This window comes from Lysinibacillus sp. FSL M8-0337, assembly GCF_038593855.1.
GTDB classification, from domain to species: Bacteria; Bacillota; Bacilli; order Bacillales_A; family Planococcaceae; genus Lysinibacillus; species Lysinibacillus sphaericus_D.
The window spans coordinates 298,401-314,286 of sequence record NZ_CP151996.1 but is presented as its reverse complement, the minus strand read 5'-3'; the positions used below and the strand labels follow the sequence as shown (position 1 = coordinate 314,286).

Annotated in this window: 17 protein-coding genes, 1 other RNA gene and 1 pseudogene; 6 read left to right on the top strand and 13 right to left on the bottom strand. The window is 34.3% G+C overall.

The features are described from left to right. Positions 1-16: 16 nt before the first annotated feature. Positions 17-355 carry a zinc ribbon domain-containing protein YjdM gene (locus MKY08_RS01515; protein WP_069512971.1) on the bottom strand — a complete coding sequence of 113 codons (339 nt, stop codon included), beginning with the start codon at positions 353-355 and terminating at the stop codon, positions 17-19. 242 nt (positions 356-597) lie between these two features. On the opposite strand from MKY08_RS01515, the gene ssrS reads away from it, so the two are divergent. Beyond that, a non-coding RNA gene (gene ssrS, locus MKY08_RS01510) (6S RNA) lies at positions 598-790 on the top strand. A gap of 141 nt (positions 791-931) precedes the next feature. Here the strand turns inward: ssrS and MKY08_RS01505 are convergent. From MKY08_RS01505 to MKY08_RS01475, 7 genes are all read right to left on the bottom strand, one after another. Next, positions 932-1,102, bottom strand: a complete 171-nt coding sequence (locus MKY08_RS01505) for a hypothetical protein (RefSeq protein ID WP_176723222.1) — start codon at positions 1,100-1,102, stop codon at positions 932-934. A gap of 489 nt (positions 1,103-1,591) precedes the next feature. Further along, positions 1,592-1,939 (bottom strand): hypothetical protein, encoded by a 348-nt coding sequence (locus MKY08_RS01500; protein ID WP_069512972.1) that lies wholly within the window; start codon positions 1,937-1,939, stop codon positions 1,592-1,594. A gap of 258 nt (positions 1,940-2,197) precedes the next feature. Beyond that, positions 2,198-3,226 (bottom strand): nucleotidyltransferase family protein, encoded by a 1,029-nt coding sequence (locus tag MKY08_RS01495; protein WP_069512973.1) that lies wholly within the window; start codon positions 3,224-3,226, stop codon positions 2,198-2,200. A 142-nt stretch (positions 3,227-3,368) separates the two neighbouring features. Further along, the gene (locus MKY08_RS01490) at positions 3,369-4,568 is read right to left on the bottom strand and encodes an MFS transporter (protein ID WP_069512974.1); all 1,200 of its coding nucleotides are present in this window, start codon (positions 4,566-4,568) and stop codon (positions 3,369-3,371) included. Further along, positions 4,555-6,516 carry an FAD/NAD(P)-binding protein gene (locus MKY08_RS01485; RefSeq protein ID WP_069512975.1) on the bottom strand — a complete coding sequence of 654 codons (1,962 nt, stop codon included), beginning with the start codon at positions 6,514-6,516 and terminating at the stop codon, positions 4,555-4,557. The genes MKY08_RS01490 and MKY08_RS01485 overlap by 14 nt, the downstream gene beginning before the upstream one ends. Positions 6,517-6,570: 54 nt before the next feature. Beyond that, a complete protein-coding gene (locus MKY08_RS01480; RefSeq protein ID WP_069512976.1) occupies positions 6,571-7,605 on the bottom strand; it encodes a nitronate monooxygenase in 1,035 nt (344 codons plus the stop codon). A gap of 39 nt (positions 7,606-7,644) precedes the next feature. Continuing rightward, positions 7,645-8,835: a YbfB/YjiJ family MFS transporter gene (locus tag MKY08_RS01475; RefSeq protein ID WP_256093219.1), complete on the bottom strand. Its 1,191-nt coding sequence runs from the start codon at positions 8,833-8,835 to the stop codon at positions 7,645-7,647. Between the two features lie 113 nt (positions 8,836-8,948). Between MKY08_RS01475 and MKY08_RS01470 the strand changes: the two genes are divergently transcribed. Then, positions 8,949-9,845 (top strand): LysR family transcriptional regulator, encoded by an 897-nt coding sequence (locus MKY08_RS01470; RefSeq protein WP_069512977.1) that lies wholly within the window; start codon positions 8,949-8,951, stop codon positions 9,843-9,845. Positions 9,846-10,044: 199 nt separating this feature from the next. Here the strand turns inward: MKY08_RS01470 and MKY08_RS01465 are convergent. The 5 genes and pseudogenes from MKY08_RS01465 to MKY08_RS01445 form a co-directional block, all read right to left on the bottom strand. Beyond that, positions 10,045-10,197 (bottom strand): annotated as a pseudogene (locus MKY08_RS01465) (GNAT family protein); the annotation flags it as partial. Beyond that, entirely contained in the window at positions 10,191-11,612 is a 1,422-nt protein-coding gene (locus tag MKY08_RS01460) for an MDR family MFS transporter (protein WP_069512978.1), read from the bottom strand. The pseudogene MKY08_RS01465 and the gene MKY08_RS01460, both read right to left, overlap by 7 nt. 71 nt (positions 11,613-11,683) lie before the next feature. Further along, positions 11,684-12,262 (bottom strand): TetR/AcrR family transcriptional regulator, encoded by a 579-nt coding sequence (locus tag MKY08_RS01455; protein ID WP_069512979.1) that lies wholly within the window; start codon positions 12,260-12,262, stop codon positions 11,684-11,686. 109 nt (positions 12,263-12,371) lie between these two features. Further along, entirely contained in the window at positions 12,372-12,758 is a 387-nt protein-coding gene (locus MKY08_RS01450) for a DUF5071 domain-containing protein (RefSeq protein WP_069512980.1), read from the bottom strand. Positions 12,759-12,802: 44 nt separating this feature from the next. Then, positions 12,803-13,162: a hypothetical protein gene (locus tag MKY08_RS01445; protein ID WP_069512981.1), complete on the bottom strand. Its 360-nt coding sequence runs from the start codon at positions 13,160-13,162 to the stop codon at positions 12,803-12,805. Between the two features lie 554 nt (positions 13,163-13,716). On the opposite strand from MKY08_RS01445, the gene MKY08_RS01440 reads away from it, so the two are divergent. The 4 genes from MKY08_RS01440 to MKY08_RS01425 all read left to right on the top strand — a co-directional run bounded on the left by MKY08_RS01440 (position 13,717) and on the right by MKY08_RS01425 (position 15,743). Continuing rightward, on the top strand, positions 13,717-14,010 hold the full coding sequence (locus MKY08_RS01440; protein ID WP_256093221.1) for a helix-turn-helix domain-containing protein: 294 nt from the start codon (positions 13,717-13,719) through the stop codon (positions 14,008-14,010). A 90-nt stretch (positions 14,011-14,100) separates the two neighbouring features. Further along, on the top strand, positions 14,101-14,721 hold the full coding sequence (locus MKY08_RS01435; protein WP_081328016.1) for a YbhB/YbcL family Raf kinase inhibitor-like protein: 621 nt from the start codon (positions 14,101-14,103) through the stop codon (positions 14,719-14,721). 314 nt (positions 14,722-15,035) lie between these two features. Continuing rightward, positions 15,036-15,299: a hypothetical protein gene (locus MKY08_RS01430; protein WP_024360891.1), complete on the top strand. Its 264-nt coding sequence runs from the start codon at positions 15,036-15,038 to the stop codon at positions 15,297-15,299. Between the two features lie 168 nt (positions 15,300-15,467). Further along, positions 15,468-15,743 carry a hypothetical protein gene (locus MKY08_RS01425; protein ID WP_069512983.1) on the top strand — a complete coding sequence of 92 codons (276 nt, stop codon included), beginning with the start codon at positions 15,468-15,470 and terminating at the stop codon, positions 15,741-15,743. Positions 15,744-15,886: the final 143 nt, after the last annotated feature.

Genomic DNA, 15,886 nt, shown 5'->3' with positions numbered 1-15,886 from the left:
TTTATCATTCTCATTTTTAAGCTTTTTTGACGAACTCTGATTTTAGTTTCATTGCACCGAAGCCGTCAATTTTACAATCAATATTGTGATCGCCTTCAACAAGACGGATACTTTTCACCTTTGTTCCAATTTTTAATGTTGAAGAACTTCCTTTTACTTTTAAATCTTTAATAATTGTTACCGCATCACCATCTGCTAACAACTTGCCATTTGCGTCTTTTACAATGAGTGTATCTGACTCCTGCTCTGTTGCATCAGTACTCCATTCATGTGCACATTCTGGACAAACAAAATTTGTGCCATCCTCATATGTGTATTCAGAATTACATTTCGGACAATTTGGATATGCTGCCATCTCTGTTTCCTCCCTTTATTTTTCGTTAGATAAATGATTACGCTCCTATCTTTACACACTTAGTCTGATTTCGCAAAGGTTGTTCGTATTTTTTGTTCGCATTTGTGAAAAATATATGAAACAATGCCTTATTATCCAGCTGTTTTTCCAACATTACTTTTGGATTTACAATATGTGCCCATTGACTTTTTTTCATAAACCATCTTACTTGCAACTTTGTTTAGCATGCCTTATTATATCCTTAAAGGCTGCATTGTTCGTATAATATTAAGTTTTAACCTTTAAGCTGTAAAAGGGAGTTTTATTATTGGAGTTGGAATGACGGGCCTCACACCAAGGTGCATGAGGATAAGCAGGAAAACTTCTGCGAACACCCACTTTGAGGAGTGGTGGTTTAAAACTTTCTATAATAACTACGGCATACGCGGCTTTTAACTTTACCATTAGAGCCTCAAGGCTTCAAAGCGACTCACCCTTCTTTATTGGAGGGTGAGTTTTTTATACCCAAATAACCGATGGGGTTAAATTGGGGTTAAACTTCTTTGTAATTAATAACAAATAAACATAATAGACTATTTATCTCCACACAATATATCCAACCTTGTGCGGTCCTTTTAATTCCCTCTTTTTATCAACAGGCTTATTAACATTTGTGGAAAGCTTTTTAAATTGCATTTCTTCATATTGGTCCATTAAATCAAATATCGTTAATTGTCCTTGTTGTTCCATGTATTCGAAATGAGTCATATTCTATTCCCTATTAAAATAAAGTTAATTGTTCACTACTTATATTTCAGATCAAATTTATTATTTACTTAATAGCATTTTTTTAGTGTATGTTTCCTTTTTTCCTAAACCATACGCAAAATTAATTTCTTCATTATTCCAATACACGAATACAGTGACATCCTTTTATCGACTATATAAGTTCAAAGAGCTTTAATTTTAATTAAGATACATTGATATTCGTTGTTACTAAAATCACTAGTAAAAACCTAAGGTGTATAGTTGCAATATTTTTAATCTGAAATCACTTCAAATAAATTTGCTAACTCTAAAAAGAATCTATACAAAGCTATAATACAAATCGAATATCTATAAATAAAAAAAAGCCCAGGCTCAAAATTAATTGAGTACATAGGAATGTAATTTCTTATAGAACTAACATACTGTTTCTAGGCAAGAAAAAACTAGAGCTATTTGCTCTAGTTCACTTGTTACTAATTTCATAATAATCTAACCAAAAATGGATTTTAAAACAGTAATACTATACATAGTATAATTACCGCTTTTATCGTAAGCGTAAATTACAACTTCTCCACCAGGCTTAATTCCTTTTATTCTAACTCCATCTTCTATTTTAACATAGCTTGAACCTGATTTTACCTCCACTTTGCTCATTCCCCATAAATCTATATAACGATTCACCACTAAATCTTGTTTAACAAAATTGAAACAATTAGAGTCATTCTTACAATCTTCAATACTAACTGCGTAAGCCTTCTGAGTGTCCGATAATGAAACGAACATCAAAGAAGATAGAGCAAAAGTAAAAGCTAGAATTATTTTCGAGAATTTTTTCATGTTTTTCACCCTTCTTTATGTAAATAATAGATTTAAATTAATATAGCAAAAAAATGTAATATAGTAATTATTATACTAACATTCCTTAAAATAGAAATCAATTATTTTCTATTATTTGGATTTTCTATTGCGAGGTTTTTGTCATTTTTTTAAAGTGGGTTTAAAGACAGAAAACAAGTGAAATATATCGAACCTAAAAGACAGCAAAAAGAATGCATCGAAAAATGCGAAGAACTTCACTCAGTCCTTCAATCCTACTCATTTCAATAACTTACTTAACAAATCCGCATGCCAGTCATTATGATCCTGATTGACAACTACATCTTCTTCAAAAAATTTATCCGTAGACAACTCTTTTAGTGCTAACAGAGGGATTAGTGGATAATATAATTCCTCAACTTCGTAAAGGACCTCACATGCTAAATACTCCACATTTTGAGCCTTACCTTTTTTAATAAAAACGTCCCAATTTATATTCTGTGCCTTAATTAACCGATAGATATCCGTATATTTACAAAGGGATACATCCTTGTTATATTTTTTATCCTTATAAACATCTACACATAAAGAAAGTAACATATCTTCCCATAACAAAACTTTAAATTGTACTCTATCACTTGTTAACATTTGCACATTATTTAGCAATTCTTCGGTTACCTCTTCTTGAATATTACGCTCAATTAATGGGTGCGGCGAAAATTGCAATCTGATTTTAAATACACTCAAAAATTTCTTATCGGTTGATTTAACTAAATCAAGCAGTTTTAGGTTTTCAAGTATCATATCCCCAGTGTCCAAATTCACATCAGCGTTATTTGGCATGTAACCAATAGACTGTAGACATGTTATGACCTTACCTTTATCTTTATAATTCACTAACACCTTACTATCGTAGTACGGACTGTGAAGACAGTCCTTATAGATCGTTTGGCAATTTGGCAGCCCGTCTAATAAAGCATACGGAATTTCTGCTGTATTTAATATTTCTATCAACTGTAACTGATGTTGTAACTGTTCGTTGGCGATCTCTTTTTGCAATTTATATTCTAAATTAGCCATTGTTTTTAATTTTACATACCCATATTCAAAGTTAGTTTCATCCACTATGTACTTTCTTATAATTACAGATACATTTGGGAAAATATGATGCATCTTTAATAGCCCTATTACTCGTACCCAATCTAAAGGCATTTTAAGTAATTGTTTTAATGTATCAACCTCTACATACGATAAACTTTCTTTCGAGAGTAATAATATAAGATTATTTTCCCAATCAGTATATACCAATTACTCTTTCCCCTTCCATTTCCCAATAAAATTGAATCAGACTATGACAATATAAAAGGAAAAGGCACCTATAAATGTGCCTTTCTCCATAACCATTTCATCTATTCAATTTATTTAACGACTAATAGAAACAAATCAATTACTAACTAAACTTTTCTTGGATGGGCGTTTCTTTAGCATTCACTCGATACGATTCTACTACTGATATACATGCTAGTATTCCAGCAATAGACATTAGAAGCCAAGCTACATTGGAACCTAAAGTTGTAAACACAAAACCAAAAATTAATGGTCCGACAGCTGCCCCAAGAGAAACACCCATTTGACTAATAGCAGTTGCTTGCCCTTCTCTACCAGGATAAGCAGCTCCTGTTACATAGTGTAGTAATCCAGCCCAGCCCCAGCCACCACCATAGGCTAGAATAGCCCCTACTACTTGTAGAGTGTGTGAAGGCATGGTTAATGCGGCTGTACCTAATGATCCAACGATAAACATGGATAGTAACAATATTTTTTCAAGCCCTCTAAAACGGTCAATTGCTAATCCAGCAAAAACCCTTACTAGAATATTTGTTATCGATGCAACTGCGGCCACCATACTAGCTTTTACTAATGTAATTCCTCCATGTGTTAGAGACGTAATCAAAAATCCACCTAAGCTATTTCCAATTGCAGCGCCTAGGCCTCCTGCTATCGCCAACAACATTAAATGTCTATTTAAGCGTAGTTTTGTTGCATTTTTCTTTTTAGCATTGCCATGTTCATCATCATTTGAATTCATCAGTAAGATTATGCCATAGAATAAAGTTAGTACAGCAACAAGTCCGAATAGATTTCTCCATCCTATAGGCACCGCTAAAAAAGGAACAGAAAGGCTACAAAACAAAGTTGCTGCAGGTATGGCTGCTTGTTTCAACCCAAACGCAAATCCTTGAATCTTCTCAGGGCACCGTCTGATAATTAGCATATTAGTAAATGGTTGACTGTAGCCATAGACAGCTCCCCCAAAAGCAGCGCCTACCCATAATCCAATTTCCGGATATACGAACGTTAAGAAAAGGCTAAATGCAGTAACTAGAACTGCTATACCTATTATCTTATCTATGGAATGATGGCTATTTATTTGCCTACTAATATAGGCTCCCATAAGAGAACCTAACCAATATAATGTTATAGTTACGCCTATAGCTCCAACACTAAACCCTGTATCCTTCCTTATTAAATCATTTACTGCACCTGGTAAAAATACAGGAGTTGAAGTCAAAATCGTAACAAAAACTACGGTTAGCGCTGTGAAAACACTTCTTGATGTTTTTCTTTCTGATTTATTATGCTCTAACAAGAATTTTTCTCATCTCTTTCTCTTTGTTTTCGTGTTCTGCATGTAATAGACTAATAATTTCTCGTGCAATTGCATCGGATTCACATAATGTAACTGAATTAACCCCAGGTCTAATACCCGCTGCAGTAACCCAGTGAACGCCTTCAGTTGGAACACCAAAAGCAAACCTTCTTGAATGCTCTTTGCCCTCACCGTCTAAAACTTTGTTAAGAGGTCTACTCACAGCTAACCCCCCTGTATCATAAATCAAACCATTGCAACTAGGTATTTTATAAGTTTGACATTGGTTTGTTTTTAACAAATAGGACATTAATGGATCAGCATTTCGCTTTAAATTTGTCTCAGGAAGACGGGCTTCAATGAGGGCTTTAGCCTTTATACCACTATTGTTAACGAAAGGTGACACAGCATAAAATATCGATTCTTCTTCCACTACTTCTACTTTAAGTTTTGGTCCGATAATGTTAACAATTCCTGCTTCCATCAAAGCAATCATTTGTTCAATTCTAATTGCTGGTGGACCAATCGAAAAGAATGCATTTAACGGAGTATACCAATTCTTTAATTCGATTTTATACGAATCTCCATTAATACCTGCGTAATCTACGATAAGACGAATTTCATTACGTAAATCTCGTAACGCGTCTAATGCCGATTTTAAAGGACTGGTCACATTACCTCTTTTGGCCTCCTTTAAGTCTAAAGAAAGATAATGAATTAACCAATCATTAAATTCTTCGGGATTATCATAAAAATGATTTTTGACAGGATTAGCAAGCGTTTCCCAATCCCACATTAAATCATCAGGAATGCCAAAGTCCTTTAAAATGCTTCTCTCATGTTCACTTCCATAGGAATAGAGACTATATTTAGCCTGAAACTCCTGTCCAGCATTCAAACCTGATTTCTCTTCAATGATTGCCTTGTAATAAATCGTTTCTATTTCTTTCGCAATAAGTGGCCATACATCATTTTTAAAATCTACGGCTTGTCCGTCTAGCGTCTGGTTATGAAAATTCTTAATCACCTCTGGAGTGATATATATTGGTGTGTGTCTACCTGATGCACCCTTCTCATTTTCACCACGAGCGTGATATGGAATGCCTCTTCGAGAACCTGCATAGATGATAGGCTCTTCCCCTGAAGCTTGGTATACTAATTTGTTTCCTGTTCGTATGAATTGCCCGCCTCTTCCCTGTGTAAACAGTGACATGTAATCGAAGAAATTCAAACCGAGTCCCTTTAAAATAACAGGCTCTCCTGCTTTTATGCACTCTAATGAAACATCGGCTGGATTACTCGGGGTAATATAGATCATTCCCTTTTCAGCTGCGATTTTTCTTAATTTCTCTTCTTCTGGAGATAAACTTACCGGTGTATGACCTTGCGCTAACACGACAGCGTCCACTCTTAAATGAACATTATCCTTTTCAAGCTGTACAATCTGGCTTCCATCATATGCATCATCAATCGCAATAGCTCGTGTTTGATGAGTATATACCATGACGTTACTTGGCATAGTTAAGACAACTTCTTTAAATACCCATTCCAAGTAGTGACCATAAAAGGCACGTGTAGGATAGGAATCTGGTTGTAATTCTTCTGCCTCTCTCATGACTAATTCGCTATATTCCAAATTAGCATTCGCTATCTTTGTTAAAGACTTAGCCCATTCATACAAACAAGGACCTTGCATAATAGGACCTTCACATTCAACACTAAAATCCGTAAACAAAGTAATTTGAGAAGCTACTGTGTTCATCAATAACGTTTTCGACTGATTTGTTCTCCACACTTCGCCAGAACCTGGAAGGAAAGGGTCTATCATATAAATTTCAATTTTACCTGCATAAGAGTCTTCTTTAAAATTTGTACGAAGTCTTTCTAATACAGAAAGTCCTCTTGGTCCGCAACCTACTAAAGCAATTCTAAAAATATCTTTTGTCATTTTAAAACTCCTTCTAATAAATTTATAATGACCAACCCTATATATTAGCTAAAGTCATACATGATTTGTGTTTACTTGCAGCATTAATGTTTTTATTAAATCTGCCGCTGGAAGAGATTGAGCAAGTTTATAGCCCTGTCCAGCCCATAAAGACATGTACTTTGGATTATCTGACTGAACAGCCTCTTTTCTTAATTTTTGTGTCATATAATGAACTTGTGGATACGCAGCGGGTGCTTCCTTGTCGTAAGTGGATAGAAAATAATTTACTAACCCTCTTGCACGCCTGCCCGTAAATGCACGTGTAATATGAGTTGTAGTAAAGTCCGAATCCGTTAAAGCTTTTCTATATACTGGATTCGTCCCACTTTCTGGACAAAGGAGAAAAGCGGTACCTAATTGAGCAGCACTAGCCCCTGCCCCTAAAACAGCAGTAATCGTACAACCATCCATAATCCCTCCTGCCGCTATAATAGGAATATCGATTTCCTTTTTCACGATACTTATAAAAACGAGTAATCCATACTCTTCGTGAGGTTCCATATTATTTGAAAAGGAAGCTCGATGTCCTCCCGCCTCAATGCCTTGCAAACATAATGCATCGGCACCCGATTCATTTGCTATTTTTGCTTCTTCTAAATTTGTAACGGTAACAATTACGAAACTTCCATTTTGCTTTAATTCTTTTATAGTTTCAGTAGACGGACATCCAAAAGTAAAACTTACAACAGGTATTTTTTCTTCTTTGATTAAGTCAATTTTGTTATGCCAGTCATCATCATCCACGATTGGATCTCCAACTGTAGTTCCTAATAGTAATGCTTCCTTTTCTAACTTCGCACGATAGTCGTCCACATTACAATTATCATTGACTTCATTTAGGTTAGGGACAAATAAATTTACACCAAAAATATTAGAAGACAAATTTCGAAATTCTTGAATATCTTTTCTTAAATCTTCAGTTGTTTTGTATCCAGCAGCTAGAAAACCTAATCCTCCTGCATTGGATACCGCTGCGGCAAGAGCTGGCGTCGATACCCCTCCCGCCATAGGAGCTTGTATAATTGGGTATTTTAATTTATCTAACATACCGTTCTCCTTTTCATCGATGATTTAATATTTGGAAAATTAAATTTTCTTTTTTAGAAACTCAGGACTCTTTTCAAATCGAATACCAGTTAGAAGTAAGCCTGCGCCTACTAAAACTACACTGGCCGCACCCAGTAATACAGCGTCATAATTCTGAGTGGCAGTTGAGATAATTCCAGCAATTGATGGCCCAATCATTTGTCCACCTGCATAGATAGATGTAAGAATGCCAATAATCCGACTACTATTAAATGGACTCATTTGGCGTGCTAATGTTGTAGCAAGGGTTGTGATTCCCATAAAAGTGGCCCCAAATAATAGAGCACTTAAAACTACGCCTATTTGAGATGCCCATAAAGCTGGTAGCGCTATTCCGAAAGCTTGCAGTGTCATTGCTAACACCAAGGATTTAACAAATCCAATTTTTTTAGCTAACTCTGACCAGATAATACAAGATGGAATTGCAGCCAATCCAACCACCATCCACACTACGGTAGCATCACCATTAAAGCTCGGTATTTCTTTCGCGATTGATACAATAAATGTACCTGTCACAATATACCCTAACCCTTCTAATCCATAAGCTACAATTAGCCAAGGAATCCATTTTAAAGGAGGTACACATAGAGCACTTTCTTGTTTACTAGTTTTCTCAAAAGACAGTGGTTCGTCTTTCATGCTAATCCAAACTATCAAAACTAGTAGCATACTAACACCGGACAAACCTAACCATACGCCTTCCCAGCTGTATAAACGATTTAATATGGGTATCAGTAAACTTGATAAAAAAATGCCCAGCCCTACTCCACCATAGAAAATGCCAGACCAATTCAATTTATTTCTGATAGCTAGTTTATCTAGCACAATGCCAGAGGCCATCACAAAAACAATGGCGCTGGAAATTCCGGATATAAAACGCAACCCATACCAAATAAAATAAGATTGAAATAAACCCATACTAGCTGTTGTTAGAATACTAATAACCAGACTCAACCTTAATATAAACGTTCTATGTTGCTTTACAGGAATAACTCCTACTAAAAATGCCCCAAGTAAATAGCCTGCATAATTACTTGTAGCAAGATAACCCCCTACTGCATTTGAAAACGAAAGATCACTTTGCATCAGTGGAAGAATTGGCGTATATGCAAACCTGCCAATTCCCATAGCAACGATTAAAGATAAAATACCGCCTAATAAAAAAATAGAAGAATGTTTAAATAAAATCACACCCCTTGTAAAATCATTATATAAATATCATAACTTTTTTTTGAATTATAGTATAATTCAGGTAAGTGATAGTTACCATCTTTTATTTATATAGCTAAATGGAGGGTTTACTTATGGACTTACATGCTTTGAATATTTTTAAATCTGTTGCCGAAAAAGGGAGTATTTCGCAAGCCGCTCGTGATCTTAATTACGCACAATCCAATATCACTACTAAAATTCAACAATTAGAAAACGATCTTCAAACCACACTATTTTACCGGAATAACCGTGGCACTACCTTAACTTCCAAAGGGAAGGTCTTATTAACATACGCTGAAAATATCTTTAATTTAATAGAAGAAACAGTCAAGGTGATGCAAGATAATCAAATTCCACAAGGCCCATTATCTATAGGCTCTATGGAAACAACTGCTGCTGTTCGCTTACCATCCTTACTATCGAAATATCACCACGAATATCCAAATGTAGACTTAAATTTAAAAACAGGGCCAACTCAACAAAATATTCAAGGGGTTTTGCATCATGAACTAGATGGGGCATTCGTTGCTGGTCCTATTGACCACCCAGAACTAACTCAAAAGACTGTTATCGAAGAGGACTTGGTACTAATTACAGATACTGTTCATCCTCCTTTGTCATCTATTAAAGATATCCAAACAAGGACGCTACTAGTGTTTCGAAGTGGCTGCACTTATCGGGCAAAACTCGAACAATGGTTGCATGATGAAGGAATTACCCCAAATAAAATAATGGAATTTGGTACACTTGAAGCAATTCTTGGCTGTGTCTCTGCAGGGTTAGGCATAAGTATGCTCCCCTATTCTGTTATAGAAATGCATTTACAAGCTGGGACAATTAAACATCATTCAATACCAAATCCTTATGGAAAAGTTGAAACAATATTCATCTATAGGAAGGACACATTTATACCTACATCTTTAATTAAATTTATGGATATGTTTTGTGAGGAAAGAAATGCATTTGAACATTCTATTTCTATCCAATAATCAGAATAGTCAGTTTTAAATAACTAAAAAATAAGCGCGTTAATTTACAGTGCTGTGCCTTATGTATAAGTGTTTTTCCAATGAAACGAAGTATAAAAGAACAACGGCATATGCGCCTTTTATTCCCTCTTACATTTATAAAGCATCTTAACCAATTTGGCTAAGATGCTTTTTAGTACATGTGTACAAGTAGATGGCACTACTTTGCATTGATATAGTAGATTAGATGATCAGTCCACTCATCGTCCTCATAGATGAAGCCTTTTCTCGTACATTCATAAACCATGCCAACACTTTCTGCCAGCTTTATTGATGCATTATTATCAAGGTTTATATGCGCTTCGACTATATTTTTTCTACACGCTTTCCATTCACAAAAAACGATAAGACAAATCCAATAAGAGCAATCGCTGCTATAAAGAAGAAAGCATATTTTGTTCCTTCTGCAATTAACTCTAATAACGAAGCATTTTGGAAATGTTCCATATGCTTGTTTTGTCCACTAACCATTAATGTAATAGCTAAAGCAGTTCCTGTTCCCCCTGCAATTTGTTGTAATGTGCTCATGACAGCGGCACCATCAGCGTATAATTCACGTGGCAACTGATTTAATCCATTTGTTTGTGCCGGCATAATAATCATTGATATTCCTATAAAGAAGATTGTATTTGCTAAAATAATTTGCCAAACAGGTGTATGTGCGGAAATCGTAAAAATAAATAGTAAACTTGCACTGAACGTTAACAGAAAGCCCAATGGCAAAAATTTTTTAGCTCCAAATTGATCAAAAAGTTTCCCTACAACTGGCGATAAAATAGCATTCATTGCACTACCAGGTAGAAGAATAAGTCCTGCTACTGTAGCACTGAATAGCAAAGAACCTTTTAAGTACATTGGTAGCAAAATAGCTGTTGATAAAATTAACAGCATACCACTAAACAAGAGCAACGTTCCTAATGTAAACATAGGATATTTGAACGTCCGCAAATTAATCATAGGCTGCTTCATTTTAAATTGGCGAATAACAAATAGTGCAATTGCCGCTAATCCAACAATAAAAGGTAGATATACCGCGGCTGAAGCAAATGATTTTTCTGAAACGGTACTTAAACTGTAAATGAAGCCTCCAAATCCAATTGTTGATAAAATAATGGAGACAATATCAATCGTTGGTTTCGTAATTGTAGATACGTTATCGATTTGCTTTAACCCAGCTATCACTAGTGCTGCGTAAAACACAAGGCTAATCCAAAAAATATAAGACCAATTCAACGAGTCTACAATTAAACCTGCCAATGTCGGTCCAATCGCTGGTGCTGTTGTAATAACAAGACCCATCAAGCCCATAACCGCTCCTCGTTTATGAATAGGGAAAATTAATAAAATGACATTCATCATCAAAGGTAGAATAATGCCTGTTCCAAATGCTTGAATAATACGACCTATTAATAAAATCGGAAAGTTTGGCGCTAAAGCTGCTAAAATCGTTCCCAAAATAGAAAAAATTAACGAACCCACAACTAACTGTTTTGTTGTAAACCATTGAATAAGAAGAGATGAAACAGGTACTAAAATACCAATTGTTAATAAATAGCCAGTAGTCAACCACTGTGCTGTTGCAGCTGACACTGCAAAATCAGCCATAATATTTGTCAGTGCCATATTTAAAGCTGTCTCACTAAACAGCCCTATAAAAGCCGCAAACATAAGGACAAAAGCCATGCTTTTAGGTTTACGTACTGGCACAACTTGCATTGATGGAGCCATAAAATACTTCCTTTCTTTCTCTATGATTAATTAGACCGGTCTATATAATATCAACAAAATAAAGACCCTTTTTACTTTGAAAGCAATAAAGGGATCATTTTGTTAATGTGAATTAAAGGTTCACTTGATTTTTTTGTTACACATAATGTAATGCCACCTTCAATTAATGCACTTATTGTTTTACTAATTAAGAAAGCACGTTCCTCACTATATCCACTAACTTTTAATTTCTCAAAGTAAAGATTTCCCCAAATTTCAAAGGTTTCTTCACAAGCCTGACGTAAATTCTCATTTACAAATGCTGTTTCCATTGCGAGTAATCCCATTGGAACATTTTTTAATTTAGATATTGGATCGATGTCATGAAAAATTCCAGAAATATTTTCTATATGGTATTGAAATGCCTTAGCTGGATCATTATAAGCTGCTAAATTTTGCTGTATTTCTGCTGCAATTCTTGTTGCTGATAAGTTAATCGCTTCAACAGCTAATTGTTCTTTACCATTAGGAAAATGATAATATAAAGAACCTTTAGGGGCCCCACTCTCTTGAATAATTTGACTCAAGCCAGTAGCGTGGTATCCTTTCAAATGAAAAAGCTCTGTTGCAGCTTCTAAAATTTTTTCGCGAGATGATTTTTTGCTAGACATAGGTTGTACCTCCCTTAAAATTATAACGAACGGTCTACATAATAATATAAGTCTTTTTGAATATTGTCAATTTGATTACTGCCGTATTTCCCTAAGAAGCACTCCAAATTTAGAGCATGTCTAAAATTTCTTTTGCAATTTCATCAAGTTCTTCTGCGATTTCATTTTGTGTAGGGGTTTCGGCGACTCGTATTAAATAATCTTTAAACTGAATTTGAAACTCTACAGGTAATTTAATAACTAAAAAATGTAAAATAAACCACTTCCAGTTATCGTCGTCTGAAGATAATACTGCTTGCACATGGGAGACAATTTCCTCAGGGAAAGTTAATAGTATATCCATTACGCTAGAAGCAACAGGCCAGTTCATATCTTGCGTATATTCGAGGAGGTCAGGCAGTAAAGTTTCTAATACATTTCTATCTAATTTTTTTAGTTTTTCAACCTTATCAACATCGTATATATTTAAAGGGAGGCAATCTTCAAACCCTTCCAATCCAACCCCTCCTTGTTTTTCCTTGCTTAACACTCTATTAAAAACTACTCTACACTAGTAGTACCTTGCTTACTAAGCAATCTTATAAATAACTGACCTAGAATATAAATACTTGAGACAAATATCATAGCACCATTTTTGCCAAAAGGTTTAAACCAACTGCCATCATCCAATATAAAAAAATGACCCAATATTAATGAAATAACGGTCATCATAATATTTATACTAAAAAACAAAGGTAAATTCATATTTCTCGTTAATAGACCAATAACGACTATGCACACTATGAATGTAGGAAATAAGAAATCCGCGTCCTGCCTATTAAGATAACCATTATATTCATAAAAATAATATAAGAAAGGAACTGGAAATAAAGACATCATACAAATAATAAATTTTTTCATTATATAAACCTCACTATATTTAAACAAATAAGGAAATGAATATTTAGTGTGATTTTACACCGAATATTGGCTTTTTCATATATAAATATTATTTAAAAATTGTTATTTAAGACTTTATTTATGTGTATTCTCTACCCCTCTTTTCTATTTACTTTAGGCAAAAATAGAATGCTGACAATCAATCCTAAATACAAAGGGGATTTTAATAGTTAATTTGTTGAATACCCTAATAAATAAGGTAAACCTACTATTATCATGATTATACAGATTCCAAACAATCCCAATCCTATTTTGCTCAACATAAGTCACCCCTTCTTGACAATAACAAAATGGTTTGTTAATTATAGCACCGTCTTTATTATACCATTTATTTACATATATTAATTTATGCAATATTGCTCATATAGCATTTTATTTAGATAACCGTTCGTTCAATAATTGCTTACAGTTGTCCGTTTTTTACGTTTATGTTATAAAAACTAAAAACAGAGTAGGAGGAGATTATCATCAAATTAAGAGAAGAATACACTTGTCCGTTAGAATTAGGACAAGCTATGATCAAAGGAAAATGGAAATGTATTATTATTTGGCGATTACGGCTTGGACCCACATCTCCATCTAAACTAAGACGGGATATTAAAGGAATTACTGAAAAAATGCTGTTAGAACAATTAAAAGAACTAATGGATTTTCAATTAGTCAATAAAGAAGAATACCTTTCCACATATCCACTACGAGTGGAATATAGCTTAAGTACAAAAGGAAAAGAAGTATTAAAATCATTAGAAATTATGCAGCGATTAGGTATTCAATATATCGAGGAGAAACAAATAATAGGTAGTCGTTAAATAGAGTACCCTTACAAAAAAGTGGGTAATTTACGGTCGTTTTTTCTCTCCATGTTATCATGACCTCAACAACATATGGAGGTAATAACCATGAAGAAAAAATTTATATTATTCCTATCCATCTTTTCACTTTTAGCTATAGGTATACTAGCTGGATGCAGTAACCAAAATAAAAATATTACTGAATCCACAAAAGAAAAAACATTTGTCGTAACAAGTACTGGTATAGTTGATGGCGTTATTCAAGATCAATATGGACAACTGGGAGATTCCTTTAACGAGCATGGCATGCCGACTTATTCATTACCGTTAAAGTTTGAAAATGCACCAAAAGAAACTGTGTCATATGCGTTAGTTTTAGAAGATAAAGACGCTTTCCCTATTAGCCAAGGATTCTCTTGGATTCATTGGACAGCAGCTAATATCCAAAAAGATGAACTGAAAGAAAACGAAAGTCAAACAGCGACTGATTTTGTCCAAGGCGTAAATAGTTGGATAAGTCCTCAAGGAGGTAGCCAAAGCACAGAACTCTCTAGCTTTTACGGGGGGATGGCTCCGCCCGATAAACCTCATACTTACGAGATTCATGTCTATGCATTAGATACGACCGTCGATTTAGAAAAGGGGTTTTTACTGAATGAACTCTATCATGCTATCGAAGGGCATGTGTTAGCTGACTACACTTTAAAGGGTACTTACCCAAATAAGTAATCACCTATTTTCTTAATTTATCTCAACATTATATCAATTTAATTTCAAATAAGTCCGGGACTGTTCGATTTTTTCAGTCTCTGGACTTTTTTCTTTGCTCCTAGTAACATTGTTTTAAGAACAAATTGATTTGGTTTTCTACGTTAAATCACTGAAACTTTAGCCAGCTATTAGCAACAATTTAGACAAAAAGAGCTTGGCTAATAATTTTTTTGTTTTCATTACTGAAACAATATAGGATATACTTTTATAGTCCTGTTATTGGCACGTAAAATAGAAAGTTAATTTCAAGAAAGTTTTATTGGAGGTTTATTATGAATTACAGAATTATTAACAAACAAGTATTTGAACAAGCACAGCTTCGTTCGGTTTCAGATGTACCATTCACCGAAGAAGAACTTCAACATGGGATGAAAATTGCCGTCTCTAAAGCAGATGATACTTTAGCTTTATATTTACTAGATATCGAAGGTCATAGAAAATTTGAAGTTCGTTGGGACGATTCATCAGAAATTTTCAACGGTTGGTATTCAGCATGGGATAATTTCTCTTGGTGCCTAGATGTAGTAAGCAAATAAATAGCCTTGTGGAATAATATCAACTAGAAACGAACATTCTTTTGTTTTCAGTTGATATTATTTTATTTAACTAGTATTTCTACTTTAGAATAAAGGGTTTCTCATTAAACTATTTAGTATCAGCATTTGCAACTTTATAAACAGCCTATTTCTTGAAGGAGTGATATGATGAAATTTTTTAAGAAGATTACATTTATCCATCCTATAAGAAAGTACATACATGTCATACTAATCATTTTCATGTTTTTTCTTGTCGTTCCTGCTGGATTCAATCCACTATATTTACATTTAATCATGATCCTTTTTGGACTCGTCATATTAAATCGTGGTTTTGATTACAAAGGAACGGACAATAAAGCTTATTACAAATGTTTGTATATGGGCGTAGCGATGTGTTTATTATTTATTGTTTTATTTATTGTCCAATTTATAAAAAATGGATAACATACGTTACGCATGCCTCTCACTTTCGGGTAGTCAGCAATGCACGGAAGATGATTTTCTTTCATTCGTTAGAAAAAATACTTTAACTCCCTGTCCCTTTGTATAATTCATACGCAATTTGAACATATATGGAGTAACAAGGG